The organism is Bradyrhizobium sp. B117, assembly GCF_038969555.1.
GTDB lineage: Bacteria > Pseudomonadota > Alphaproteobacteria > Rhizobiales > Xanthobacteraceae > Bradyrhizobium.
This window is the reverse complement of record NZ_CP152414.1, coordinates 1,450,839-1,474,470: the sequence shown is the minus strand read 5'-3', so window position 1 is coordinate 1,474,470 and position 23,632 is coordinate 1,450,839. Positions and strand designations below refer to the sequence as shown.

Genomic DNA, 23,632 nt, shown 5'->3' with positions numbered 1-23,632 from the left:
GATGCGCCATTTCGGAATGAAGCCAGCTTCACCGCAAAGCGTTTAATAATGGTTGAGTATGTGCAAAAGAACGGGACCAACAAAGAGATAAGGCGCTCCGGACAAACCGAAGCGCCTCGTAAAGATTACATTAACGGTTCGAACCGCGACGGGCGCGTTTACGAAGCGGTAACGATGATGGCCTCGCCTTCCGGCGCGAGCTTCACGGTGAGGCCGCAGGCCTGTGCGAGCAGGCGCGTATAATAAGGCTGGATCGCATGCGCATCCGCGGCAGGTCCCCGCTCGCCGCTGAGGAGCTCGGAGATGTTCTGCGGCAGGCGCGCATTGTGTCCGGTCGCGGTGATGCGGAAGCTCATGGTTTCGCCCTCGCCGATCGGATCGACCGTCAGCATGCCGCCGCGCGGGATCGTATGCTGGGCGACGACCAGCATGTTGAGCAGCAGCTTGACGCGATTCTTCGGCAGCAAAAGCCGCGGCAGATTCCAGGTGATCGCGCACTTGCCGTCCTCGATATGGCCGCGCGCCATTGTCTGGGCGTCGCCGAGGTCGATCTGCGCGCCGGACGAGCCGGCCGCGCCGAAGGCGAGACGGCAGAACTGGAGGCGGGCGGAGGCGGTCTTGGCGCTCTTGCGAATCAGGTCGAGCGCGAATTCGCGGTCTTCCGGCTTGGGATCGTCGTCGAGCACTTCGAGCCCGTTGACGATGGCGCCGACGGGGCTGATGAGATCGTGGCAGACCCGCGAGCACAGGAGCGCTGCGAGTTCGAGCATATCGGGGGCAGTAGCGGTCGCGGGCGACGAGGCGTCAGACATATAAAGGGGTCCTGGAGGGTTCCTGGAATTGCACGGCGCTGGACGCCGCGAATCACGCATGCTTGACGGATGCTGCGGGTTCTAACATTCGCCAGCCTGTGGCAGCTAGCTTGCGATAGGTTCGAAGCGGCCATAAAGGCCCAAGCGAATCGATCGGGGCGAATCAGGTGAAGAGGGGCGATATTTGCCGATGAATGAGGCATGCAGGTGAGCATCATCGACACCGAGGCCGCAGCCCGATTGATGGAGCCGCTCACCGCGCTGGTGGTGAAGGCGGGCGAGGCGATCCTCGCGGTCAACCGTGAGGCGATGCGGGTCGAGGGCAAGCAGGACGGATCGCCGGTGACCGAGGCCGACCTGGCCGCCGACCGCATCATCGCCGACGGCCTGGCGCAGCTCGCGAGCGACGTTCCGACGCTCTCGGAGGAGCGGACCCAGCTCGCCTCGCCGCCGTTTCAGGGCAGCTTCTTCCTGATCGATCCGCTCGACGGCACCAAGGAGTTCGTCGCCGGCCGCGACGAATTCACCGTCAACCTCGCCGTCGTGACCGAAGGCGTGCCGCTGCTCGGCATCGTCAGCGCGCCCGCGCTGGGGCTGCTCTGGCGCGGCATCGTCGGGCGCGGCGCCGAGCGCGTCAGGTTTGACGGCGCCACCATCGGTGCTGCTGAACCGATCCGCACCCGCAAGCTGCCGGCGCAGGGCGAACCCTGGATCGCCGCGGTGAGCCGCTCGCATGGAGATCCCCAAAGCGAGGCGTTCATCGGTGGCCGGCCCAATTCCGTGAGAATGACCTGTGGCTCGGCGGTGAAGTTCGGCCGGATCGCCGAGGGCAGCGCCGACATCTATCCCCGCTTCGGACCGACCTCGGAATGGGACGTCGGGGCCGGCTGCGCGGTCGTGACCGCTGCCGGCGGCAAGGTCACCGACGGCAAGGGCGGCGAGCTCCTTTTCGGCCAGCGCCGCGATACCGGCTTCATCATCCCGGACTTCATCGCCTGGGGCGACCCCCAGGCGGTAGGCCGCTACTGACTAAGTTTGTCCTGGAGCGCCGGCCAGCGCTTGCCGACCTCATAGAGGAAGCGTTCGGGATCGGCGGCGAAGGCGTCGCGATTGGCTTCCAGGCTGAACAGATAGAGCCGCTGCGCCGCGATCACGAAGAAGCGAGGGTTGCCGGGGACCGTGACGCCGCGGGCGATGTCGGCCGGGTCGTAGCCGCCGAATTGCGGGCCATAGATCTCGGGATGGGCCAGGAAGGAGGCCCGATTGCCCTCGTTCCGGAAACGCCAGACCGCCCCCCACATGTTCGCCTCGAACTCCGCCGTCCCCTGCTCGGCGGTGCCGTCGACGAAATAGCCGACGGGGTCAAAACCCTCGATGGCGACGCCCGAGAAGCGGTTGACCACGATCCGTTCGGTCGTGGCCGCTTGCGCCGGCAACTCCAGGCAGGCGAGCCAAAGGCCCGCCAGAAGGGGGATCGCGAGCCCGATCAAGGCAATTCCGGGGCGCAAAGGGCTATCTTCCTGCCGTTGTGCCGTCATAGTTGCTGCGGATAACATCCGAGTCGAGGGGACATCCGGCGCAACCTAGAGCCGTGCCTGTTGGCGTCAGGTTAAGGAAGCGATCGGATTCGATAGCAGGGGTTCTTTTATGACTTTCGCATCACGCCTTGCTGCACTCGCGCTTGCCGCGATGGTGGGCTGGATCGTGCCGGCTTCCGCCCAGCAGGCGCCGCCGCCAAACCTGCCGCCGCCGCAGCGGACCCCGACGCCCAACACCTATGGGCCGGACGAGCTGGTGGGCGCCGGTCACCGCTTCTTCGGCAACGTCTCGCGCGGGCTCGCCTCGATCATCGAGAAGGCGGTCAGCCAATGGGGCCTGCCCAACGGCTATATCCTGGGTGAGGAAGGCTCCGGCGCCTTCGTCGCCGGCCTGCGCTACGGCGAAGGCACGCTCTACACCAAGAACGCCGGCGACCTCCGGGTCTACTGGCAGGGCCCCTCGCTCGGCTTCGACTGGGGCGGCGACGGCGCGCGCACCATGACGCTGGTCTACAACCTGCCCGCCACCAACGCGATCTACCAGCGCTTCGCCGGCATCGACGGGTCGGCCTATATCATCGGCGGCTTCGGCATGACCGCGCTCACCGCCAACAACATCGTGCTGGTGCCGATCCGCTCCGGCCTCGGCCTGCGGCTGGGCGCCAATATCGGCTATTTGAAATACACGCCGCGCGCGACCTGGAACCCGTTCTAGAGCGCCCTCCCCGGACAAGTTCCGGATTCACGTTAACGACAGGGCGGGGCTGGCTTTTTGCCGGCCCGCCATGCATTGTCGTTGGTAAATTTTTCCTTAGCTCTCGGAGTTCTGGCCCATGGTCGAACCGATCATGTACCTGGCGATCGGTTTCCTGCTCTCGATGCTGTGCGGGCTGGCCATCGTGCCGCTGGTGCATAACCGCGCGGTCCGCCTGACCACGCGCCGGCTCGAGGCCGCGACCCCGCTGTCGATGGCCGAGATCCAGGCCGACAAGGACCAGCTCCGTGCCGAATTCGCCATGTCGGCGCGCAGGCTCGAGATGAGCGTCGAGCAGCTCAAGAACAAGACCACCAGCCAGCTCGCCGAGCTCGGCAAGAAGAGCGATGCCATCAACCGCATGAAGATCGAGCTCGGCGAAAAGAACGCCACGATCTTCGCGCTCGAGGCGCGCGAGAAGGCGGTGAAGGAGCAGCTTCGCGCGACCGAGGAGGAATTCAGCGCCAAGACCGAATCCTTGCGCACCGCCGAGCAGGCGCTGACCGACAAGCAGGGTGAGCTCGCGAAAATCAATTCCGAGCTGTCCGACCGTTCGATGATGGCGGAGAGCCGCCAGGTCGAGCTGGTCGCGGTGCGCGCCCAGATCGAAGAGCTCAAGAACCGCGTCGGCGATGCCGAGAAGGAATTCGCCGCCACGCAGGCGCGCCTCGCGCAGGAGCGCACCGAATCCGAGACCGCTTCGCGCGAACTCGGCGATGCACGTGGCCGGGTCGAGAATCTCAGCCAGCGCGTCAACGAGCTCGACCGCCAGCTCCTCGTGCAGGTCAAGGAAGCCGAGATGCTGTCGGGCCGCGTCGCCGACCTCGAAGGCCGCCTCGCCACGCAAGGCAAGCTGCTCGCCGAGCGCGACTATGAGAACAACCAGCTCCGTCAGGCCAATGAGACCTCCGAGCGCACCGTCAAGGAGCTGCGCGTCGAGATCGCGGCCTTGAGCGGCGGCAAGTCGTCGGCCGCGTTCGAATCGCTGCGCGCGGAAAAGACCGCGCTGGAGGAGCAGCTCCGCACCGCGCGCGACGAGCGCGGCAAACTCCAGCGCGACATCAACGCGATCCAGCAGCAGGCGGAAAGTTCCTGGGCGACCGAGCGGATGGAGAACGCGCTCTTGCGCGAGCGCATCAACGACATCGCCGCCGAAGTGGCCAAGCTCGCGATGCAGCTCGAAGGCCCGAACTCGCCGATCGAGGCGCTGCTCGCGGCCGAGGCCGGCCAGCCGCCGAAGCCGGCGCCGCGCCCGGCCAACGACGCCGCGACCAATGGCGCACCGAGCCTGCCCGAGGGCGGTGGAACGCTGGCCGAGCGCATCCGCGCGCTGCAGGCCCACGCCTCCCGCGCCCGCCAGCAGGGCGCGTAAGCGGGCCGAAAGGCGGCCTCGCAGCCGGATTGCGCGATCGGCCAAGGTTTTCGCCTCCGCAAGGCACCTCGAAACTTGACACCTTCGGCCGGCACTTCTAAATCGCGGGCTCCAATGCACCGGCCGACTGACAAGTCCGGGCGCCTGCATGATGGTCCCGGGCGCATAGCTCAGCGGGAGAGCGTTCCCTTCACACGGGAGAGGTCCAAGGTTCGATCCCTTGTGCGCCCACCATCCATTCTCTGAACCCCATCGGTTGCGGACGACCATCGGTGCATGGCAGCTTTTTGGGCTGCCTCGTCAAAAATCTCGAAAACAACCCCATGCACAGTAGCCGACATCAGTCGGATCAATGGGTTACGATTTTTCCGAATTTTGATTGACCCGTCGGGCAAAACAGGCGCATGATGGAAGCATCGGAAGTCCCGCGTGCCGTCATTGCGAGCGCAGCGAAGCAATCCAGAGTGTGTCCGCGGAGGCAGACTGGATTGCTTCGCTGCGCTCGCAATGACGGAAGCACGGTGAGACGGCGCCGGTTCACGCCTCCAAGCTTTACGCGACCCGCCCCGGCCGCAACGCCGCGTAGAGACCAACCAGCGTTCCGATCGCGGCCAGGCCTGCTGCCAGCAGCACCTGCAATTGCCCATCGTCTGTCGCGCCGACGGACGACACTAATCTGGTCACGATGACGAACAGAATGCCCACGGCGGCCGCGGCGCCTGCGCAGAGATAGGCGAGCTCTCGCGTCAGGTTGCGGCCGAGCAGGCCGAGTGCGGTGAAATACATCGCAGAAGCGTTGGGATGAACGAACAAGGCAACGCGCGCGTACGGACCGTAGGCGTCGAACAGGGACTCACATCGGGTCAGGGCCGCTTTCGAGGCGACCCGCTGCAGGAACGGTCTGAAGAAACGCGCCTGTCCGTAACTCAAGACCGCGCCCACGATGATGGCCAGCCACGCCATGATGAAAACGGAAATATCTGCAGGCTTCGGATTGAGTGCCACGGACATCAGGATCAGGGCGGTGCCGGGAAAATAGCCGAAATACGGGAAGACCGACTCCAGCAGCACGCAGCCGAACATGAAGACCGGAAACCACCATGAACCGGTCGCGCCCTGGACGACGGCGTTCAGGTCGAAGAGCTCAGTCTTGTACAGGACGAGGTACATGCACATGGCGAGGCCCGCCAGCGCGTAGAACGGCAACGCTCCCGACAGAAACCGTCTCATCCAACCATCGGGATTTGTTGCGCGGACATAGCGGAGACCATCGATATCAGGACAAGACAGCGGAAGCGGGTGGCTGATGCTTTAGGCGAATGGAATGGCTCCTGTCGAGGGCGCTCTTTGCCACGCAATGCGCAAGACAGCCGCCCAATTCTACTTGCCGCGGTATCGCAGCGCCTCCACCAGCAGCGAGAAAGCCGGAGACGGCTGACGTCGGCTGGCATAGTAGAGATGGTATCCCGAGAACGGCGGACACCAATCCGAGAGCACGCGGACAAGACGGCCCTGTGACAAATAGGGCTGCACGTGTCCCTCGGTGAGATAGGCGAGGCCCAATCCCTTCAGCGCTCCCTCCAACAAAAGCCCTGCGCTGTTGAACACCAGCTGGCCCTCGACCCGCACGTTGAGCTCCCGCCCGTTCTTTTCGAACTCCCAGGCATAGAGACTGCCGCCATGCGTCGGCAGGCGCAGATTGAGGCAATTGTGGTGGGTCAGATCCTGCGGCGTTTTCGGCCGCTTGCGCTCGGCGAAGTAGGCGGGCGATCCGACCACCGCCATCCGGAGATCGGGGCTGACGCGCAGCGCGATCATGTCCTTGGCGACGAGCTCGCCGGGACGGATGCCGGCATCGACCTGCTGCGCCACGATGTTGGTGAGGCCGTAATCAATGATGATCTCGACATGGATGTCGGGGTATTTCGGCAGAAGCTTTCCCAGCGCCGGCAGCAGGATCTCGCCGGCGGCATATTCCGTCGCCGTCAGCCGGACAGTCCCGGCAGGCTTCTCGCGAAACTCGCTGAGTGCAGCAAGATCGTTGTCCATCTCGGTGAACTTGGGGCCGATGCTCTGGAACAGCCGCTCGCCGGCCTGGGTCGGCGTGACGCTTCGCGTCGTTCGATTGAGCAGCCGGACACCCAGCCGCTTTTCCAGATTGCGGATGATCTGGCTCAGCGCGGACTGCGTCATGCCGAGCTTTGCGGCGGCGCGCGTGAAGTTGCGCTCCCGCGCCACGGCGAGGAAGGCAAGAAGGTCGCTCGCGTCGTCCCGGTGCATTGATTAGCAGTCCTAATAACCGCATTCGAAATCTATCATCTAATCGGGGATCAGCGAAGGCCCTAGGTTCGGAGCAGCCACCAGGAGCTCCGAAACCAGCATGCCGGTCACGACCATGCAGCCCGCCGCATCGCTTCGCGTCACCGCGACGTTGCTGCCGATCATGGCGGTGGTCTTCCTCGCCTTCCTCGTCATCGGCGTGGCGATGCCCGTGCTTCCGCTCCACGTCCACGACGGATTGGGGTTCGGCACGTTCGTGGTCGGCCTCGTCGCTGGCAGCCAGTTCGCGGCATCCCTGGTCTCGCGGCCGTGGGCCGGTCACTTCTCGGACCGACGCGGGGCGAAGCGCGGCGTCATCGCCGGCCTCGTAGCGGCCGCGGCATCCGGGCTGTTGTACCTGCTCTCGCTCGGCTTCACCGAGGCGCCGCTGGCCTCGGTGACCATTCTGCTGCTGGGCCGCGGCCTGCTTGGCGGCGCCGAAAGTTTCATCATCACGGCCGCAGTCAGCTGGGGGCTGGCACTCGTCGACAGCGGCAACACCGGCAAGGTCATCGCCTGGGTCGGCTCCGCGATGTTCGCGGCCTTCGCCATCGGTGCGCCCGCAGGCGCCGCGCTCTACGCCGCCTATGGCTTCGCGGCGATCGCGTTCGCCACGTTAGCGGCGCCGCTGCTGGCGCTGCTGTTCGTTGCGCAGCTTCCAACGGTCGCGCCGGTGCAGCAGGCGCGCTTGTCGTTCGCCAAGGTGCTCGGCGCCGTATGGGTGCCGGGCTTCGGATCGGCCCTCGGCAGCGTCGGCTTCGGCGCGGTGACGACGTTCGTCGCCTTGCTGTTTGCCAGCCGCGGATGGGCCGATGGATGGCTTGCCTATACGGCCTATGCGGTTGCCTTCATACTGGCGCGCGTCTTCTTCAGTCATCTGGCCGATGCGATCGGCGGCGCCAGGGTTGCGCTGCTCTGTGCCTCGATCGAAGCTGCCGGGCAGGCCCTGATCTGGCTGGCGAGCCGACCCGAGATGGCGCTGGCCGGCGCCGCACTGACCGGATTTGGCTTCTCGCTGATCTATCCCGGTTTCGGCGTCGAGGCGGTGCGCCGCGTGCCGGCGCAGAATCGCGGCCTCGCCATGGGCGCCTACACCGCCTTTCTCGACCTCGCCCAGGGCATCGCCAGCCCCGCGCTCGGATTGATCGCGAGCGGCGCGCGGCTGAACCTCCTGTTTCTCGCGAGCGCCCTCACCGTGCTCTGCGCCGCACTGGTCGCCTGGTGGCTGCTCGCTCACCCGTTCACCGTCGAAGGACATCAACAATGAGAACGCTCGCAACCACCTTGTTGTCGGTCTGGCTGTTCGCCGGAGGCCCGGCCGCCGCGGACCAAACAGCCATCAAAGGAGCAAATCCCATGTCGACATCGGAAGACATCCGCGCCGTTGCGCCTGCCCTCGAAGGCTACGCGCAAAAATTCGTCATCGGCGATCTCTGGAAGCGACCAGGCCTTTCGCCGCGAGACCGCAGCATCGTCACGGTCGCGGCGTTGATCGCGCGCGACCAGATGGTCGAGCTGCCGCACTATCTGGCACTTGCGCTCGACAACGGCGTGAAGCCGTCGGAGATATCGGAGATCATCACGCACCTCGCGTTCTACACCGGCTGGGCCAATGCGATGGACGCGATCCCGGCGGCACGCGAGGTCTTCAAGGGCCGCAACATCGGAGCCGATCAGCTTCCGCCGGCTTCGGAGCCACACCTGCCGCTCGACGAAGCCGCGGAGAAACAGCGGGCGACACGCGTCGGCGAGCAGTTCGGGCAGATCACGCCGAGCCTCGTGCAGTACACGACCGACGCACTGTTCCGCGATCTCTGGCTGAGGCCGGCTCTGGCGCCACGCGACCGCAGCCTCGTCACCGTGAGCGCGCTCATCGCGACCGGTCAGGTCGCGCAGATCACCTACCATCTGAACCGCGCGATGGATAACGGGTTGACCCGGGAGGAAGCCGGCGAGGTGCTCGGCCATCTCGCCTTCTACGCCGGATGGCCCAACGCGTTCTCTGCGGCGCCGGTCGTCAAGGACGTCCTCGAAAAGCGGCCGCGATGAGCGGAGACATGACGTGATCAGGCGCAGGGACGTGCTCATTGGCGGCAGCGCCATTGTGATCGGAATCCGCCGGACGCGGGCGCGCGCGTCGGAGGCACAAGAGGAGGCTCATATGGACATCGACATCAAGCGCAACGGATCGCGCCCGTCACAAAAGGGCCCACAGGACTGGTTCACCGGAACGGTGCGGATCGATCCGCTGTTCCAGGCTCCTGATCCCGCCCGGGTAGGCGCGGGCCAGGTCACTTTCGAGCCGGGGGCCCGCACTGCCTGGCACACACATCCGCTCGGGCAGACGCTCGTCGTCACCGCGGGACTGGGGTGGGTGCAGCGCGAGGGCGGAGCCATCGAGGAGATCCGGCCCGGCGACGTCGTGTGGTTTCCGCCGGGACTGAAGCACTGGCACGGCGCGTCGCCGACGACGGCGATGACCCATATCGCCATCCAGGAATCCTCCGGCGGCAAGAACGTGGACTGGCTGGAGAAAGTGAGCGACGAACAGTATCGGAAGCCATGAGCGCGCGTTGTAGAGTGCGTGCGGAAACGCTTTCGAGGAGCAGCGCATGGCGACCATCTTCATCACCGGCAGCACCGACGGCCTCGGCCGGGCGGCGGCGCAATCGCTCGCCGATCAGGGGCACCGCGTGGTGCTGCACGCGCGATCGGCGGGCCGCACCAGCGCGATCGGCGAGCTCGCATCGCGCTCCGCCGGGATGGTGGTCGGCGATCTCGCGCGAGGTGCAGATGTGAGGAGCATCGCCGATCAGGTCAACGCGATCGGGCGCATGGATGCGGTCATCCACAATGCCGGCGTCTACACGCGGCCGGGCCGCGGCGCGACGCCGGAGGGCCATGCCGAAACCTTGGCCATCAACACGCTTGCACCGTACATGCTGACCGCGCTGATCGAGCGGCCCGGCCGATTGGTGTATCTCAGCAGCGGACTGCACCGGGGCGGCGAGGGCTCGCTTGATGACCTCGACTGGACGAAGCGGGCGTGGGATTCGGCCAAGGCCTATGCCGAGAGCAAGCTGCACGTGGTCGCGCTGGCCTTCGCGCAAGCAAGACGCTGGCCCAAGGTGCTGAGCAACGCCGTCGATCCCGGATGGGTGCGCACCAAGATGGGTGGCGCGGGCGCGCCGGTCGATCTCGACACCGGACAACGGACCCAGGCCTGGCTGGCGGTGAGCGGGGATGCCGCGGCTCAGGTCAGCGGGCGCTACTGGCATCATCTCGAGCAGCAGCCGCCGGCGAGGGAAGCGACCGATCCGGAGTTTCAGGACGAGCTCATCGAGAAATTGGGCAGGCTGACCGGGGTTGCGCTGCCGCAGGTCTGAGAGGTCTCATAAGGTGAGATCTGCAAGCCTCGACCGAGGTGCGTTCCCTCCCCCGCAAGGTAGGGCAATCGCATGTGAATTTCACGAGGATTGTCTGCGGGCTTGCTCCGCCTCTCCCGCTTGCGGGAGAGGCCGACGCGCTCGCAGAGCGCGGCGGGTGAGGGCTCTTTCCTCTTGGGGATTATCCCGTTGCGGAGGCACCCTCTCCCCAACCCTCTCCCGCAAGCGGGAGAGGGAGCCCAGTGCCGATGCCGCCGCATCGTGCAACTCATATGCGATTGCCCTGCCCACAAGAGGGGACGGAATGGAGAGGGCGCGCCACTCGCTACGCGATCGACAGGATCTCGATCTCCTGCGCGCCCGAGCCCACGACGTCGCCGACCGCCTTGCCCATCAGCGATCTCGCGACCGGCGCGACGAACGAGATCGATCCGGCCTTGGGATCGGCTTCGTCCTCGCCGACGATGCGATAGGTCTGCACCCGGCCGTCAGTGCGGCTGAAGGTCACCGTGCTGCCGAAGGCGACCGTATCAGTTGACTCGGGCTTCGCAACAAGCTGCGCCGTGCGCAGCCGTTCGGTGAGATAGCGCACGTCGCGCAACGGCACCGCGGACTGCCGGCGCTTCTCGTTGACGTCGTCGATGGCTTGCGCCGCCTCATAGGCCGCGCGCGCCTCCTGGAGCTCCGACTGCAGGGCCCGCAAGCCGGCTTCCGTCACGAGGTTGGGATGCGGCGAGATCGGGCGATCCGGGAGCAGCGTCTCGGACGCGGTCTCGGCGCTTTCTTCCTTGGTAAAGGCGACGCTCAATTCGAAGATCCTGTCGAACTTGTCTGGCTGATTGCGGCGCGCGGGCGCCGCGGGCGATTTGCCTGACGAGAGTCCCGTTCCGATGGAACGCGTCTCTCGCTTCTTGGTTCGACGCGTTTTGTTCACGCGAACCGGAATCCACTTCCGCTTGAAAACGCTTTATATCTCAAGTTGGACGAAACGACGGAGCTTGAAGACGAGATCCGGCATGGCCTGGCGGAACCGCGTGGCGTTCTGGAAGCTGGTCGAGAACGGCGCGAAGGTGATCATGGCGTTCCAGTGACGGTACCCATAGACCGTGACCGAGGCACCGGTCGCCGGAAAATCTTCCAGCTTGCGCAGCTCGCCGAGCACGAGCTCGGCGATCGCTTCCGCGGGCAGCAATTGCTTGCCGTCCACAGTCCTCGTGATTTTCGGGGGCGGCGCGGCCGGCTCTGGCGCGATCGGTGCAGCCGCGTCCGCGCGCTTGACCAGGTTCGCTTCGGGGACGATGGCGGCAGCCGCATCAAATCCGTTCGACGGCGCGGTTGGCGGAACCTCCGCGAGCGGCGGCGCGACGACGCTGTCCGCGCGCTTGTTACCCCCCAGGATGCTGCTGATCATGGCCACAAGGCCAGCATCCTTCACGTCGTCGCTCATTACTCCCCCCGGGGCTTCGGCCTACTCTAGCACCGCTCGGGCAGGCCGCCACAAGGGATGTATCGCCCGATTCCGGCCGGCGGGACCAGTGGTGCGGCGCGACGCCGAGTCGCGCCGCACCGCCGTGCAATGCGTCACTGCTTATCGAACGGAATATATTGCTGGTACTGCTTGGGCACCGAGCTGCGATAGCGCGCCGGAACCGTGCCGCTGTCGATCGAATGATCGATCTCCTGCTGCCGCGTCATCTTCTTCTTCGCGGGCTTCTTCGACGCGCTCTTCTTGGAGTCGGATGGCTGGCTGGAGCTGTCGGTGGTTGTGCCCGGCGTTGTCGTTGCCGTCGCCGGCGCTGTCGTCGCCGCCGGCGCAGCGGTGGTCGCGGGCGCTGCGGTTCCGCCGGCGGCCGGCGCGTTCTGCGCCAGCGCGAGCGATGTTTGCGCAAGAAGCGCCAGCGCTGCTGTCGCAGCCAGCAAATATGACCTTTGCATCAAAGCCTCCAAAATGACCTGACCCGAACGAGACGAAGCGGCCGCGTCCCGGGATCGGCGCGTGCAAGTCCGCGCACGATAGGCGCGACGCCTGCCGCCAACTGTGGCCGAGATCACATTGCTGATCGCGGCTCGCGCCGCATCATAGACCCATGTCGAACGCAGTGCCCACTGCGCAGACCAAGACGGGCACGACAAAGTGTCGGCCAAGTCCCGGAACACGCAGGTGGAGCTTGCGGTTCCTCATTCACTCGCTCTCGAAGGAGTTTGAAATGCGTCGCACTATCCTCACCCTCGCATCGTTTGCAGCCCTGATCGCCGCGACCTTCCCGGCGGCCCAGGCTCACGCCGCAAACGACCGGTATTGCCTGCAAGGCCGCAGCTGGGGCTATCCCGGCAACTGCCAATTCGCGAGCTATCAGCAGTGCCAGGCCAGTGCATCCGGCACGTCGGCCTATTGCGGCATCAATCCGCGCTACGCGTTCTCGCAGCAGCGCTATTACTGACGACGTTGTGGCGGCGTGCGCGCGAGGCGCGCGCCGCCACAATTTTCACGTGAAGACTTTCTGCTTCGCCGACACTCCGGCGAACTCACGCGCGCAAAACCGCTCACGCCCGTCGATGACAAGAATGTTATCCGTCATCGCTCCGGGAAAAATTTGCAAAGCACGACCGCAGCTTGCGCGTAGCGCCCTCCCCGGAACGACATCGACATCGCGCATTGTGTGAAGCAGCGGCTTGTGGCGCCCAATCACCTGATCTAGCGTCACATGCATATTCTGCTTCGAACAACTTTAACTTTAGTCGATTTTCCATGTGACTTTTCAGGGAGGAATTTGAAATGAGCAGCCGCCACGCAATTATTCCGCGCGGATTGAACACGATCCGATCCCCGCTTTCGCAAGGCCGCTTCGGCCGCATGTTCCGCAAGCTCAGCCTCAACCCGGCCAAGTTCGGACCCACCGACGCCGACAATATCGCCAACCTGTCGGCGCTCGCCGACAAGATGATCGGCAGCTTCGATGCGCCGAAAAACCCGCCGGACGCGGAAGAGAGCGGCATTCCCGCGCTCTACACCTATTTCGGCCAGTTCGTCGATCACGACATCACCTTTGATCCGGTCAGCTCGCTGACCAAGCAGCAGGATCCCGACGGGCTGGTCGATTTCCGCACGCCGTCGTTCGATCTGGACAATCTCTACGGCCGCGGCCCGAACGATCAGCCCTACATGTATGACGGCATCAAGTTCCTGCTCGGCGAGAAGCTGACCGGCGCGGGCGTCCCCGACGCCAACGACCTGCCGCGCTTCAAGGGCCGCGCGCTGATCGGCGATCCCCGCAACGACGAGAACAGCATCGTCTCGCAGTTCCAGGGCTTGATGCTGCGCTTTCACAACCGCATGGTCGACGACAACGACAGCCTGTCGTTCGAGGAGGTGCAGCAGCGCGTCCGCTTCCACTATCAATATGTCGTGCTGAACGACTTCCTGCCGCGCATCGTCCACGCCGACGTATTGAACGCGCTGAAGACCGCGGGCAGCTACGACCGCAGCAAGCTCGCCCACTATCACTGGCACAATTACCCGTTCATGCCGGTCGAGTTCTCCGTCGCCGCCTACCGGCTCGGGCATTCCATGATCCGCCCGGGCTACCGGCTCAACGACGCGGACAACATGCTGCTTCAGATCTTCCCCGATCCCAACAATCCCGACAAGAACGCGCTGACCGGCTTCCGCGCCATGGGCCCGGGACGCGCCATCGACTGGGGCCGCTTCATCGACATCGACACGCGCCCCTTTGGCGACGAGAACGACGAGAGCAATCCCGACAACAAGCGGCGGCTTCAGTTCGCCTATCGCATCGACACCTCGCTGGTCGATCCGCTGCGCAAGCTGCCACCGGAAGTCGCCTCCAATCCGGCCTCGCTGGCGCTGCGCAATCTCGAACGCGGCTGGCGGCTCGGCCTGCCCTCCGGCCAAGCCGTCGCCAGGGCGATGAACCTGACACCGCTGACGGACGATCAGATCATCATCGGCAAGGCCGTCGACCACCCCGAGGCGGGCGACCCGCAAACCAAGATCGCGACCATCGCGAACGGTGTGTTTGCCGGCAATTGCCCGCTCTGGACCTATATCCTGGCCGAGGCGCGGCAATTCCAGACCGCCGTCACGATTCCCGTCACCGGCGGCCCCGGCGCCGTCAACACGCCGCAGCTCGGCCCCGTCGGCGGCCGCATCGTCGCCGAGGTCTTCCTCGGCTTGATGTTCGGCGACAGCTCCTCCGTACTGTCGCTCGACCCGCAATGGGCCCCGGTAACCGGCTCCGGCTTCGCACTGAAGGACCTCGTCGCCTACGCGCTCGGCCAGGGCGATCCGCTGCACTGAGCTTGCGACGAACGATGAAAGGCCGCTCGCGTCATGCGGGCGGCCTTGTCGTCTACTCGCGTCCCAAGGGGGATAGGTGAACCGCGCGCCCCAGGGCCGCGTCGATGCAGCCAGAGCTCATTCCGGTTTAGAAGCCGCGTGGGTCGATCGACGGATCAGCTCGAACGAGATAGTCGATCTCGCCTCTCGCGACCCCGATGTCCCTGAGCTCCAGGTCGCTCAGGCCGTCCAACGTCGCGCGCAAGGTCTGGCGGATACGCCAAGCACAATAAGCGTCAAAATACCTCTTGAGAAAATTTGGGGCTCGCCGCGTCGACACGGACGTCTGCGCCGATCCCGCGGCAGCATAAATCGTGCTCATCGCTCTCTCCGGGGGGTGACTACCCACCGGGCGACCTTGCCAAGGCAGATCGGAGCGCGCTTGACGCCGGGCTCACATTTTCCTCACCAGCGGCTTATTTTTTGCGTTGCGCCCTATGCTACATTCCTGATGCCAGACGGGAGCGATCTTGCGCTATCTCTTCGAGGGCCACGCATTGGACACCGACCGGCGCGAGCTTTGTCGCGGACCGGATGTGTTGGCCGTGGCGCCGCAAGTATTTGACCTGCTCGCGTACCTGATACGTCACCGGGAACGCGTCGTCAGCAAGGATGAGCTGATCAGCGCGATCTGGAACGGACGCGCGGTATCCGATGCCGCGCTCACGACCCGTTTGAATGTCGTACGATGCGCCATCGGCGACAACGGAGAACAGCAGCGTCTCATCAAGACGCTTCCGCGCAAAGGTTTCCGCTTCGTTGGCGCCGTGCAGGGCGTGGGTAACGCCATGGCTGAGCCTGCCGGCTCGGCCATGCATGACGGCAACTCGACCCCGGTGCCGTCACCGCCACATCTTTCCATCCTTGTGCTTCCTCTGGCCAGCCTCGGCGGTGAGCCGGATCAGGATTATTTCGCCGCCGGCATCACCGAAAGCTTGACCGCCGATCTGTCGAGGATCGACGGCACGTTCGTGATTGCCTGCAACACGGCGCTCACTTTCCGCGGCAAGGCCATAGACGTGCGACAGCTCGGCAGGGAGCTGAATGTAAAGTACGTCCTGCAGGGCTCGGTTCAGCGCGGAGCCGATCGGCTCCGCGTGAACGTCCAGCTGATCGATGCCGAAACGCGCGCCCATCTTTGGACCGATCGCTTCGACAAGCCGATGACCGACCTGCTCGAAATGCAGGATGAAATCGTTACCAGACTTGCCAATGCCCTGGACGCTCAGCTGATCGAAGCCGAGGCGCGACGCGCGGAGCGCGCGCCGCATCCCGATGCGATAGATTTGTGTTTCCAAGGCCGCCATTTGTGGAACACAGGACTAACGCCCGAACGCCTGGCACAAGCTCGCGGCTTTTTTGAACGGGCCCTGGTGCTTGATCCAGAGAATGTCGAAGCATTGGTCGGCATAGCTCACGTCGACCTTTCAACCGCCACCACGTTCATGGTGAACGACCGTGACGCGTATTTCAATGCGGCGGACGTTAACCTGACCAAGGTCCTGTCGATGAACCCGCGCCACGCCCGCGCACGTCTTGCATTTGGCGTCTTGCACCTGTTCACGGGACGCGGCTCGCAGGCAATCGTGGAGTTCGAGCAGGCGCTGGCGCTTGACCGCAACATGGCCACGGCCCATGCGCTGATCGGATTTGCAAAGGTCTTTGTTGGCCAAGGCGCCGAAAGCGAGGCTCACATCCAGCAAGCGCTCCGGATTTCTCCCCGCGACAGTTTCACCTATCGATGGATGCACTGGCTCGGTGTCGCCAAGCTGATCCTGGGCGCCTATGAAGAGGCGATCGATTGGTTGCGCCGGAGTCTTGAAGCGAACCGGAACAATACGATCGTGCATCTCCAGCTTGCTGCGGCCTTGGCGCTGGTGGGATTGATCGACGACGCAAAGGCTGCCGCCCGCGAGGGACTTGCGCTCGACCCCGCCTTCACAACGCGCCGCACGCGAGGGCTCATACTGAGCACTGATCCAACGTTTCGTGCCGGAAGCAGGCGTATTCGCGATGGCATGCTGTTGGCGGGCATACCCGAGGGCTGACATTGATTCCACAGCCGTTAACGCGCAGCGCCGAGACCGCTCTCGCCAAGGCGCGTCGCGAACCAGCGCGACAGCGGCTGCTCGACGATGCCGCCGGCATAGACCTCCGACGTGGTCACCCCGTACTTGTCCAGCACCAGCAGCACGCCGATCCAATAGGCGAACCAGACATGCGCATCGGTCATCGCTTTCAGCTTGTGCTGGTCGTGATCGAGCGGCGTGTGATTGCTCGCCTTGCGGATCTCCACAGTGAGCAGGTTGTTCGGGATCTCGCGCTGATGCACCACGACGTCGGGATAGATCGACTTGCCGAGATGATCGTCGGTCGAGATGATGGTGCCGTGCGGCAGATGCAGCGTGCGCTCGCCGAGCCGGTCGTAATTGCAGTCGACCGCCCAGCCCGAGAACTGTCGCTCCAGGTAAACGGCGAAGCGATGCGTGATCGCACGCTCGCCGATGTCCTTCTCGAACAAGAATGCTTCGTGCGCGTAGAAGTCCCGGAGCGCCGCGATCACCTTGTTCAGCTCGGTCTGCATCGTGCCTCCGGGCCTCGGCGCTCTGGGTTGGTACGCCCTACATCTGGACTTCGATCAGCCGCGGCCCGGGCTCGGCGACCGCCTCGGCCAGCGCCTTGTTGAGCTCGTCGGCATTGGTGACGGCACGGCCGGGCACGCCCATGCCCTTGGCCAGCGCGACGAAATCGAGCGTCGGGCGGTCGAGGCGGAGCATGTCGTTGGCGCGCTGGCCGGGCTCGCCGGCGCCGACATTGTCGAACTCGCCGCGCAGGATCTGGTAGATGCGGTTGGCGAACACGATGGTGACGATGTTCAGATTCTCGCGGGCCTGCGTCCACAGCGACTGGATCGTGTACATCGCGCTGCCGTCGCCGACCATGGTGATGACCTTGCGGTCCGGGCAGGCGATCGCAGCCCCGATCGACAGCGGCGTCGAGAAGCCGATCGAGCCGCCCATGTTCTGCAGCCAGTCGTGCGGCGCAGCCGCCGCCGTCGGCGGGAAGAAGCCGCGGCCGGTGGTCAGCGATTCGTCGACCATGATCGCGTTCTCGGGGATCGCGCAGGCGATCGCCTGCGCGATCGAGGCGAAGGTCAACGCGCCGGTCGGCTTCACCAGTTCAGCCAACGCCTGCGGCTTGACGTCCTTGGCGCTCGCCTTCACGGCGCCGGCCAGCGCTTCGAGCGCTGCGACCGAATTCTCGCCCCAGGAGGTCATGCGATGCACCTCGCAGCCCTGGGGCTTGAGCATGCTCGGCTTGTTCGGATAGGCGAAGAACGCCACGGGATCGTCGGACTCGACCAGCACGATGTGGCGGAACTTCGCCAGCATCGGCAGCGCGTTCTCGATCACGTAATGGATGCGGTCGATCGAGAAGCGGCCGCGGCCACGCGCCATCTTCGGGCGGAAGGTCGGGCCCATCACGGTGCAGCCGGTCTTGCCGGCGATGCGTTCGGCCAGCGCCAGGCCCTGCTCGCTCAGCGCGCTGCCGGTCATCAGCAACAGCGTACCTTCGCCGTCCCCGTGCAAAATCTTGGCGGCCCGCTCGACCGCCTGCGGCGAATAGCTCGCGCGCTGCTGCTCGGCCGGTACCTCGGCGATGCCGTCGGCCTCGTTCCAGGCGGTGTCGGCGGGCAGGATCAGGGTCGCGATCTGCGGCGGCGCGCTTTTCGCGGCCGCAATGGCCGCGGCGCCGTCGGCGGCGACCGATTTGGAATCCGGGGAGGTGCGGACCCAGGACGACATCGGCCGGGCCAGGCCCTCGATGTCCGAGGTCAGCGGCGCGTTGTAGCCGATGTGGTAGACCGCGTGCTGGCCGACGATGTTGACGATGCCGGAATTGGCCTTCTTGGCGTTGTGCAAATTGGCAAGGCCGTTGGCGAGGCCGGGGCCGAGATGCAGCAGGGTCGAGGCCGGGGTGCCCTTCATGCGGAAATAGCCGTCGGCGGCGCCCGTCACCACGCCCTCGAACAGGCCGAGCACGCAGCGCATGCCGGGAACGCGGTCGAGCGCCGCGACAAAATGCATCTCGGAGGTGCCCGGGTTGGTGAAGCAGACGTCCACCCCGCCCTTGACCATCGTCCGCACCAGGCTTTCCGCACCGTTCATTCTGTCTGCTCCCGCAACCGGCGATTTCCAGTGATCCCTGCGATCAATCATTGTTCGCGCGTGCCGTCAAAGCAAGAGCGGCCATTGCGGCCCTGCCCCGCGCCGCAATTCGCGGGCTTGGCTAATGCCCCGTTCCGATGGAATCGAAATGGGCATTAGATTCTTGTTTTGACGCGTTTTCTTGATGCGAACCGGTATCCACTTCGCTTGAAAACGCTCTCATGCTTTCCGGCAAACTGTCGCGGTTGCCGATTTGCTAACGCCATTCGTTAAGCAAGGCCTCCTCACGGGGCCGTGGCTTGCGAAAAGCCCGCGAATATGGCCTCTGGCCCTTGTTGAAGAGATTTTTTGCTTGGGGGTACCAATGATCCGGTTTTTCGCCGCGCCGATTGCCGCCATCGCACTGCTGACCGCCACCGTGCCCGGCGCATTCGCCGAAGGGTTCGACTCGCGCGACATCATGGGCGGCGGACCGAACTTCTTCTTCCGCGGCGGCTCGAGCCCAATCCCCCGCACCACCGTCATGTACAACGGCAACTATGCCCCCGGCACGATCGTGGTGAACACGGCCGAGCGCCGGCTCTATCTGGTGCTCCAGAACGGCCAGGCGCTGCGCTACGGTATCGGCGTCGGCCGCGACGGCTTCCGCTGGGGCGGGGTGCACAGGATCACCGCCAAGAAGGAATGGCCGGATTGGACGCCGCCCTCGCAGATGCTGGCCCGCCGGCCCGACCTGCCGCGCCACATGAAGGGCGGCATCGAGAATCCGCTCGGCGCACGCGCGATGTATCTGGGCTCGACGCTGTACCGCATCCACGGCTCCAACGAGCCGGAGACGATCGGCCAGGCCGTGTCCTCGGGCTGCTTCCGCATGACCAACGACGACGTCACCGACCTCTACAGCCGCGTCTCGGTCGGCACTCCCGTGGTCGTGCTGAACAATTAAGTCCTGCGCGAACTTCCGTAGGGTGGGCAAAGCCCAAGGATCGCGCCAACGCGCGGTCCTTTGGTGTACCCACCATTTTGAGTTGGTGGGCACGGCGCTTTGCGCCTTTGCCCACCCTAGGCATCGTGCTTGAGCGCCGGGAACCCGCCGGGCGCGTGAATTTGTGGGCTTGTGCGCGCGAGGCGAATACGGCAGCGTCGCGCAACGATGAGCGCATTCAACCAGCCCTCGGCTGCCGTCCGCCTCGCCCTGCTGGCGCTTGCAGCGCTCGCATCCGTGCCTGACACCGCTACCATCGCCGCCGCGGGCGAATTGCCCGCGATCGCCTCGCGCCAGCGCAGCGAGAAGAAGAGTTTTACCGACGGCGAGATCGTCGAAGGCTTTTTCAAGACGGCGTTCGGCGCCGAATATCACCTCGCCGGCCGCGTCGACCGCATCCGCAAATTCGACGGGCCGGTGCGGGTCTACGCCGAGAGCGACCGCGCCGACCGCAAGGCGCAACTCGCCAAGGTCGTGGCCGACATCGGCAAGCGCGTACAGCATCTCGACATCGCCATGACCGGGACCAGCGAAGCTGCGAACGTGCGGGTCAAGCTCGTGCGCGACCGCGATCTCTTCCGCACCATCGCGACCTTCTACGGCGTGGACAAGGCGCGCGAGATCCGCTCCTCGCTCGATCCGCAATGCCTGTCCGGGTTCCGCAAGAACGACGATTTCGAGATCGAGCATTCCGACGTCATCCTCACCGTCGACAACGGCGACTTCACCTTCCTCGACTGCGCCTATGAGGAGCTGCTGCAATCGCTCGGGCCGATCAACGACACCACGAGCGTGCCCTGGACCATGTTCAACGACAACGTCTCGATGGGCTATTTCGACGTCTACGACCAGTACATCCTCAACCTGCTCTACGACCCCCGCATCAAGGCCGGCATGACCGTACCGGACGTCAAGGCCGTTCTGCCGCAAGTGCTCGCGGATGTCCGGGCCTGGGTGAAGCAAGTGAATGATCTGAAGGAGTGATTTCTTACCCTCTCCCCTTGTGGGAGAGGGTGGCTCGCCGTGGAGCGGCGAGACGGGTGAGGGGTCTCTCTCGGCGAGTCCAGTTCTAGCTTGAGTACGCGGAGAGAGACCCCTCATCCGGCGCTTCGCGCCACCTTCTCCCACAAGGGGAGAAGGGAAGAAAGTGCGGCCTCCTCGCCCTACTGCACGAGATCGGCGACGGTGGTTGCGGCCTTCAGCCCCGTGCCGGTGAGGACGGCGACCGTGGTCTCACTTCCCTTGATCGCCCCGGTCGTGGAGAGCTTGTCCAGCGCAGCCGCTGCGCTGGCGCTGGTCGGCTCGGCGAACAGGCCTTGGCGCGCGAGGCGGCGCAGCGCGGCGACGATCTCGTCCTCGGCGAGCGCGATGGTGCCGCCGCCGCTCTCGCGCAAGGCGGCGATGATCTCGCGCAGGCGCAGCGGATTCTTGATCGCGGTTCCCTCCGCAATGGTCTTGTTCACCTCGCGCGCGACGGGCGTATCGACGCCGGCCTTGAAGCTCGCATCGATCGGCGAGCAATTGAGCGGCTGTGCCGCGAACAGGCGCGGCAGCTTTGTAATCTGTCCGGCCTTCAAGAGCTCACGGAAGCCGAAGGCGCAGCCGAGCAAGCTGCTGCCAGCGCCGACGGGGACGATGATGTTGTCGGGCGCGCGGAAGCCGAGGTCTTCCCAGATCTCATAGGCGAGCGATTTGGTGCCTTCGAGGAAGAACGGCTGCCAGTTGTGGCTGGCATAGAAGGTCTGGCTCGACTGGCGGATCGCCTCGGCCTCCGATTCCTCGCGCGGGCCCTCGACGAGCTGCACCAATGCTCCGTAAGCGCGCACCTGCGCGATCTTGGCCGGCGACGTCGAGGCCGGCGCCAGAATCTTCACGCGCATGCCGCCGGCGGCACCCAGCCCCGCCATCGACGAGCCGCCATTGCCGGAGGAATCTTCCAGGATGGCGTCGACGCCGATCTGCCGCAGGAAAGACAGCATCACGGAGGAGCCGCGGTCCTTGAAGCTGCCGGTCGGGTTGAACCATTCGAGCTTGAAAAAGGGCCGCAGGTCACCCCAACCCTGCTGAACCAGCGGCGTGCAGCCTTCGCCGAGCGTAATTGGCATTGCGATCTCGACCGGCAGCGCCGCGCGATAACGCCAGAGCGATCGCGTGCGGCTGTCGATGTCATCCCGCGAGATGCCAGCCCCCGGCGTCACCAGCAGCTGCGTGCGCTCGTCCGAGCACCAGCGCGGCTGGTCGAGCGGGTAGAGCTTTCCGTTGCGCGGGTCGATATAGCTGGCGGTGGACATGGCATTCTCCGGGGCAGAGCCGGTCCGGACCATATGTCCGAATGCGGGCGGCTTATCCAGTCGGTCGCGGCCGCACCGCGCGCGGAGCATGGCACGCAAGCGCTCGGCGCGGCTCCCCACCAGCAAGATAAATATAGTAATTTCAATATCTTACAGAATTCCCGCGCGGGCAAATGTGCCCCGGCGGTCCGCCCGGACCATGGCGCCCGGCAGCCCTGCGCCATATCTCATGGGAGGTAGCCCGCCCCGACCTACGATTAACTTGTCTGTCGTGGCTCGCCGCTACAATATGTTGGATTGAGCTTGCGTCGCCGGTGCTCCGCATGGGCGATGCAGGTGAGCCAGGCCCGTCCAAGCGGCGGGCCGTTGGCTTTTTGGGAGCCTGGACATGAGCCGCGCGAACCGTACCGAGCATATCCGCCTGACCTCCCATCCGGAGCCGGGCAAGAAAGCTGCCTTCCCGATCCACTGGGGTGCCGCAGATGCGCGCGCCCGCGGTCCGATCATCGGCACGGTGTCGCGCGCCGGAGATCGCAACGTGATCGGCAGCCACGGCGGCTCCTACGCGATGTACCGCGCGCTCGCGGTCTCCGCCGGCGCGCTCGATCCCATCAAGCGCCCCGATCTCACCAACACCTTCCCGGCCGCGACCATCGGCCCGTTCGAGCAATGGCGCGATCCCGCAAAGATCGTCGCACTCGATCCGTGGGGACATCTCGTCGCCGAGAATTTCGGCAAGGACATCGCCGAGGGCGTCGATATCCGCCCAAGCATCGCGGTGACGCGGGCGCGGCTCGATCTGCCGGAGATCCGCGAAGCGCTGGCCGCAAAGCGGCTGCGCGCCGACGGTGAGGTCGTGCACGCCAATGGCAGCGTCTCGGTGGTGAAGATCGCAATCGATCCGGTCTGGTACCTGCCCGGCCTTGCGACGCGGTTCGGCACCAACGAGACCGAGCTGCGGCGCACGCTGTTCGAGCAGACCGCCGGCATGTTCCCCGAGCTCGTGACCCGGCCGGACCTGAAGGTGTTCTTGCCGCCGATCGGCGGTACCACCGTCTACATGTTCGGCGATGTGACAAAACTGCCGGACCATCGCACCAAGATCACCTGCCGCGTGCATGACGAGTGCAACGGCTCCGACGTGTTCGGCTCCGACATCTGCACCTGCCGGCCCTATCTGATCCATGGCATCGAGGAATCGGCGCGCGGCGCGCAGGAGGGCGGGCTCGGGCTCGTCGTCTACAACCGCAAGGAAGGCCGCGCGCTCGGCGAGGTCACGAAATTCCTGGTCTACAATGCGCGCAAGCGCCAGGAGGACGGCGACGCGGCCGCAGCCTATTTCGAGCGCACCGAATGCGTCGCCGGCGTCCAGGACGCGCGCTTCCAGCAATTGATGCCGGATACGATCCACTGGCTGGGCCTGAAGCGCATCGACCGCTTCCTGTCGATGAGCGACATGAAATACGACGCGCTGACCTCGCAGGGCATCGACATCGTCGAGCGCGTGCCGATCCCGCCCGAGCTGATCCCGGCCGACGCCCATGTCGAGATCGCCGCCAAGAAGGCCGCGGGCTATTACTCGACCGACATCGCGCCGGAAAAGGATATGGACGGCGTGGTCGGCCGTTCGCTGGAAAAATACTGATCGC

General features: G+C 65.1%; 25 protein-coding genes and 1 tRNA gene. 14 read left to right on the top strand and 12 right to left on the bottom strand.

Features of this window, described 5'->3' with window-relative positions; all coding sequences use genetic code 11:
• Positions 1-158: 158 nt before the first annotated feature.
• Positions 159-812 carry a histidine phosphotransferase family protein gene (locus AAFG16_RS07160; RefSeq protein ID WP_283084176.1) on the bottom strand — a complete coding sequence of 218 codons (654 nt, stop codon included), beginning with the start codon at positions 810-812 and terminating at the stop codon, positions 159-161.
• A 201-nt stretch (positions 813-1,013) separates the two neighbouring features.
• Here AAFG16_RS07160 and AAFG16_RS07155 point away from each other — a divergent pair, with 201 nt between their 5' ends.
• Positions 1,014-1,841: a 3'(2'),5'-bisphosphate nucleotidase CysQ gene (locus tag AAFG16_RS07155; protein ID WP_342738302.1), complete on the top strand. Its 828-nt coding sequence runs from the start codon at positions 1,014-1,016 to the stop codon at positions 1,839-1,841.
• On the opposite strand, the gene AAFG16_RS07150 is transcribed toward AAFG16_RS07155, so the two are convergent.
• Positions 1,835-2,320 (bottom strand): YHS domain-containing (seleno)protein, encoded by a 486-nt coding sequence (locus AAFG16_RS07150; RefSeq protein WP_342738300.1) that lies wholly within the window; start codon positions 2,318-2,320, stop codon positions 1,835-1,837. The two genes, AAFG16_RS07155 and AAFG16_RS07150, sit on opposite strands and share 7 nt — an antisense overlap.
• 139 nt (positions 2,321-2,459) lie before the next feature.
• Between AAFG16_RS07150 and AAFG16_RS07145 the strand changes: the two genes are divergently transcribed.
• The 3 genes from AAFG16_RS07145 to AAFG16_RS07135 all read left to right on the top strand — a co-directional run bounded on the left by AAFG16_RS07145 (position 2,460) and on the right by AAFG16_RS07135 (position 4,710).
• Positions 2,460-3,065 carry a DUF1134 domain-containing protein gene (locus AAFG16_RS07145; protein WP_283084173.1) on the top strand — a complete coding sequence of 202 codons (606 nt, stop codon included), beginning with the start codon at positions 2,460-2,462 and terminating at the stop codon, positions 3,063-3,065.
• Between the two features lie 118 nt (positions 3,066-3,183).
• Positions 3,184-4,476, top strand: coding sequence for a hypothetical protein (locus AAFG16_RS07140; RefSeq protein ID WP_283084172.1), 1,293 nt, complete (start codon positions 3,184-3,186; stop codon positions 4,474-4,476).
• 159 nt (positions 4,477-4,635) lie between these two features.
• Positions 4,636-4,710 (top strand) — tRNA-Val (locus AAFG16_RS07135).
• Between the two features lie 318 nt (positions 4,711-5,028).
• Here the strand turns inward: AAFG16_RS07135 and AAFG16_RS07130 are convergent.
• Together AAFG16_RS07130 and AAFG16_RS07125 are read right to left on the bottom strand one after the other, a co-directional pair.
• Positions 5,029-5,706, bottom strand: coding sequence for a hypothetical protein (locus tag AAFG16_RS07130; protein WP_342738298.1), 678 nt, complete (start codon positions 5,704-5,706; stop codon positions 5,029-5,031).
• 150 nt (positions 5,707-5,856) lie between these two features.
• A complete protein-coding gene (locus AAFG16_RS07125; RefSeq protein WP_342738296.1) occupies positions 5,857-6,756 on the bottom strand; it encodes a LysR family transcriptional regulator in 900 nt (299 codons plus the stop codon).
• A 100-nt stretch (positions 6,757-6,856) separates the two neighbouring features.
• Here AAFG16_RS07125 and AAFG16_RS07120 point away from each other — a divergent pair, with 100 nt between their 5' ends.
• From AAFG16_RS07120 to AAFG16_RS07105, 4 genes are all read left to right on the top strand, one after another.
• The gene (locus AAFG16_RS07120; RefSeq protein ID WP_342738294.1) at positions 6,857-8,062 is read left to right on the top strand and encodes an arabinose transporter; all 1,206 of its coding nucleotides are present in this window, start codon (positions 6,857-6,859) and stop codon (positions 8,060-8,062) included.
• An 89-nt stretch (positions 8,063-8,151) separates the two neighbouring features.
• On the top strand, positions 8,152-8,844 hold the full coding sequence (locus AAFG16_RS07115) for a carboxymuconolactone decarboxylase family protein (protein ID WP_342738292.1): 693 nt from the start codon (positions 8,152-8,154) through the stop codon (positions 8,842-8,844).
• Between the two features lie 118 nt (positions 8,845-8,962).
• Positions 8,963-9,361: a cupin domain-containing protein gene (locus AAFG16_RS07110; RefSeq protein WP_283086824.1), complete on the top strand. Its 399-nt coding sequence runs from the start codon at positions 8,963-8,965 to the stop codon at positions 9,359-9,361.
• A 46-nt stretch (positions 9,362-9,407) separates the two neighbouring features.
• Positions 9,408-10,181 (top strand): SDR family NAD(P)-dependent oxidoreductase, encoded by a 774-nt coding sequence (locus AAFG16_RS07105; RefSeq protein ID WP_342738290.1) that lies wholly within the window; start codon positions 9,408-9,410, stop codon positions 10,179-10,181.
• A 325-nt stretch (positions 10,182-10,506) separates the two neighbouring features.
• On the opposite strand, the gene greA is transcribed toward AAFG16_RS07105, so the two are convergent.
• From greA to AAFG16_RS07090, 3 genes are all read right to left on the bottom strand, one after another.
• Positions 10,507-10,989 carry a transcription elongation factor GreA gene (gene greA, locus AAFG16_RS07100; RefSeq protein WP_342738288.1) on the bottom strand — a complete coding sequence of 161 codons (483 nt, stop codon included), beginning with the start codon at positions 10,987-10,989 and terminating at the stop codon, positions 10,507-10,509.
• Between the two features lie 159 nt (positions 10,990-11,148).
• The gene (locus tag AAFG16_RS07095; protein WP_342738286.1) at positions 11,149-11,628 is read right to left on the bottom strand and encodes a hypothetical protein; all 480 of its coding nucleotides are present in this window, start codon (positions 11,626-11,628) and stop codon (positions 11,149-11,151) included.
• 134 nt (positions 11,629-11,762) lie between these two features.
• A complete protein-coding gene (locus AAFG16_RS07090) occupies positions 11,763-12,116 on the bottom strand; it encodes a hypothetical protein (RefSeq protein ID WP_342738284.1) in 354 nt (117 codons plus the stop codon).
• A 272-nt stretch (positions 12,117-12,388) separates the two neighbouring features.
• On the opposite strand from AAFG16_RS07090, the gene AAFG16_RS07085 reads away from it, so the two are divergent.
• Positions 12,389-12,622: a DUF3551 domain-containing protein gene (locus AAFG16_RS07085; RefSeq protein WP_283084163.1), complete on the top strand. Its 234-nt coding sequence runs from the start codon at positions 12,389-12,391 to the stop codon at positions 12,620-12,622.
• Between the two features lie 45 nt (positions 12,623-12,667).
• On the opposite strand, the gene AAFG16_RS07080 is transcribed toward AAFG16_RS07085, so the two are convergent.
• Entirely contained in the window at positions 12,668-12,892 is a 225-nt protein-coding gene (locus tag AAFG16_RS07080; protein WP_342738282.1) for a hypothetical protein, read from the bottom strand.
• A gap of 65 nt (positions 12,893-12,957) precedes the next feature.
• Here AAFG16_RS07080 and AAFG16_RS07075 point away from each other — a divergent pair, with 65 nt between their 5' ends.
• Positions 12,958-14,499, top strand: a complete 1,542-nt coding sequence (locus AAFG16_RS07075; RefSeq protein ID WP_342738280.1) for a heme peroxidase family protein — start codon at positions 12,958-12,960, stop codon at positions 14,497-14,499.
• A gap of 127 nt (positions 14,500-14,626) precedes the next feature.
• On the opposite strand, the gene AAFG16_RS07070 is transcribed toward AAFG16_RS07075, so the two are convergent.
• A complete protein-coding gene (locus tag AAFG16_RS07070; RefSeq protein WP_283084160.1) occupies positions 14,627-14,860 on the bottom strand; it encodes a DUF1127 domain-containing protein in 234 nt (77 codons plus the stop codon).
• A 148-nt stretch (positions 14,861-15,008) separates the two neighbouring features.
• Between AAFG16_RS07070 and AAFG16_RS07065 the strand changes: the two genes are divergently transcribed.
• The gene (locus tag AAFG16_RS07065; protein ID WP_342738278.1) at positions 15,009-16,586 is read left to right on the top strand and encodes a winged helix-turn-helix domain-containing protein; all 1,578 of its coding nucleotides are present in this window, start codon (positions 15,009-15,011) and stop codon (positions 16,584-16,586) included.
• Between the two features lie 17 nt (positions 16,587-16,603).
• Here AAFG16_RS07065 and AAFG16_RS07060 read toward each other — a convergent pair whose 3' ends face one another.
• Both AAFG16_RS07060 and AAFG16_RS07055 read right to left on the bottom strand, forming a co-directional pair.
• Positions 16,604-17,122, bottom strand: coding sequence for a hypothetical protein (locus tag AAFG16_RS07060; RefSeq protein ID WP_283084158.1), 519 nt, complete (start codon positions 17,120-17,122; stop codon positions 16,604-16,606).
• Positions 17,123-17,159: 37 nt separating this feature from the next.
• A complete protein-coding gene (locus AAFG16_RS07055) occupies positions 17,160-18,707 on the bottom strand; it encodes an acetolactate synthase large subunit (protein WP_342738277.1) in 1,548 nt (515 codons plus the stop codon).
• Positions 18,708-19,071: 364 nt separating this feature from the next.
• Here AAFG16_RS07055 and AAFG16_RS07050 point away from each other — a divergent pair, with 364 nt between their 5' ends.
• Positions 19,072-19,653, top strand: coding sequence for a L,D-transpeptidase (locus tag AAFG16_RS07050; RefSeq protein WP_283084156.1), 582 nt, complete (start codon positions 19,072-19,074; stop codon positions 19,651-19,653).
• A gap of 207 nt (positions 19,654-19,860) precedes the next feature.
• A complete protein-coding gene (locus tag AAFG16_RS07045) occupies positions 19,861-20,676 on the top strand; it encodes a DUF2927 domain-containing protein (RefSeq protein WP_283084155.1) in 816 nt (271 codons plus the stop codon).
• Positions 20,677-20,855: 179 nt separating this feature from the next.
• On the opposite strand, the gene AAFG16_RS07040 is transcribed toward AAFG16_RS07045, so the two are convergent.
• The gene (locus tag AAFG16_RS07040; RefSeq protein WP_342738276.1) at positions 20,856-21,983 is read right to left on the bottom strand and encodes a threonine synthase; all 1,128 of its coding nucleotides are present in this window, start codon (positions 21,981-21,983) and stop codon (positions 20,856-20,858) included.
• Positions 21,984-22,371: 388 nt separating this feature from the next.
• Between AAFG16_RS07040 and AAFG16_RS07035 the strand changes: the two genes are divergently transcribed.
• Entirely contained in the window at positions 22,372-23,628 is a 1,257-nt protein-coding gene (locus AAFG16_RS07035; RefSeq protein ID WP_283084153.1) for a GTP cyclohydrolase II, read from the top strand.
• Positions 23,629-23,632 lie beyond the last annotated feature (4 nt).

What these genes read in the sequence shown, in the direction of transcription:
- AAFG16_RS07105 (WP_342738290.1), top strand. Translation starts at nt 9,408, where the DNA reads ATGGCGACCATCTTCATCACCGGCAGCACCGACGGCCTCGGCCGGGCG.
- AAFG16_RS07040 (WP_342738276.1), bottom strand. Translation starts at nt 21,983, where the DNA reads ATGTCCACCGCCAGCTATATCGACCCGCGCAACGGAAAGCTCTACCCG.
- AAFG16_RS07155 (WP_342738302.1), top strand. Translation starts at nt 1,014, where the DNA reads ATGCAGGTGAGCATCATCGACACCGAGGCCGCAGCCCGATTGATGGAG.
- AAFG16_RS07060 (WP_283084158.1), bottom strand. Translation starts at nt 17,122, where the DNA reads ATGCAGACCGAGCTGAACAAGGTGATCGCGGCGCTCCGGGACTTCTAC.
- AAFG16_RS07085 (WP_283084163.1), top strand. Translation starts at nt 12,389, where the DNA reads ATGCGTCGCACTATCCTCACCCTCGCATCGTTTGCAGCCCTGATCGCC.
- AAFG16_RS07070 (WP_283084160.1), bottom strand. Translation starts at nt 14,860, where the DNA reads ATGAGCACGATTTATGCTGCCGCGGGATCGGCGCAGACGTCCGTGTCG.
- AAFG16_RS07125 (WP_342738296.1), bottom strand. Translation starts at nt 6,756, where the DNA reads ATGCACCGGGACGACGCGAGCGACCTTCTTGCCTTCCTCGCCGTGGCG.
- AAFG16_RS07055 (WP_342738277.1), bottom strand. Translation starts at nt 18,707, where the DNA reads ATGAACGGTGCGGAAAGCCTGGTGCGGACGATGGTCAAGGGCGGGGTG.
- AAFG16_RS07050 (WP_283084156.1), top strand. Translation starts at nt 19,072, where the DNA reads ATGATCCGGTTTTTCGCCGCGCCGATTGCCGCCATCGCACTGCTGACC.
- AAFG16_RS07090 (WP_342738284.1), bottom strand. Translation starts at nt 12,116, where the DNA reads ATGCAAAGGTCATATTTGCTGGCTGCGACAGCAGCGCTGGCGCTTCTT.
- AAFG16_RS07130 (WP_342738298.1), bottom strand. Translation starts at nt 5,706, where the DNA reads ATGAGACGGTTTCTGTCGGGAGCGTTGCCGTTCTACGCGCTGGCGGGC.
- AAFG16_RS07145 (WP_283084173.1), top strand. Translation starts at nt 2,460, where the DNA reads ATGACTTTCGCATCACGCCTTGCTGCACTCGCGCTTGCCGCGATGGTG.
- AAFG16_RS07160 (WP_283084176.1), bottom strand. Translation starts at nt 812, where the DNA reads ATGTCTGACGCCTCGTCGCCCGCGACCGCTACTGCCCCCGATATGCTC.
- AAFG16_RS07115 (WP_342738292.1), top strand. Translation starts at nt 8,152, where the DNA reads ATGTCGACATCGGAAGACATCCGCGCCGTTGCGCCTGCCCTCGAAGGC.
- AAFG16_RS07075 (WP_342738280.1), top strand. Translation starts at nt 12,958, where the DNA reads ATGAGCAGCCGCCACGCAATTATTCCGCGCGGATTGAACACGATCCGA.
- AAFG16_RS07120 (WP_342738294.1), top strand. Translation starts at nt 6,857, where the DNA reads ATGCCGGTCACGACCATGCAGCCCGCCGCATCGCTTCGCGTCACCGCG.
- AAFG16_RS07045 (WP_283084155.1), top strand. Translation starts at nt 19,861, where the DNA reads ATGAGCGCATTCAACCAGCCCTCGGCTGCCGTCCGCCTCGCCCTGCTG.
- AAFG16_RS07035 (WP_283084153.1), top strand. Translation starts at nt 22,372, where the DNA reads ATGAGCCGCGCGAACCGTACCGAGCATATCCGCCTGACCTCCCATCCG.
- AAFG16_RS07080 (WP_342738282.1), bottom strand. Translation starts at nt 12,892, where the DNA reads ATGCATGTGACGCTAGATCAGGTGATTGGGCGCCACAAGCCGCTGCTT.
- AAFG16_RS07095 (WP_342738286.1), bottom strand. Translation starts at nt 11,628, where the DNA reads ATGAGCGACGACGTGAAGGATGCTGGCCTTGTGGCCATGATCAGCAGC.
- AAFG16_RS07140 (WP_283084172.1), top strand. Translation starts at nt 3,184, where the DNA reads ATGGTCGAACCGATCATGTACCTGGCGATCGGTTTCCTGCTCTCGATG.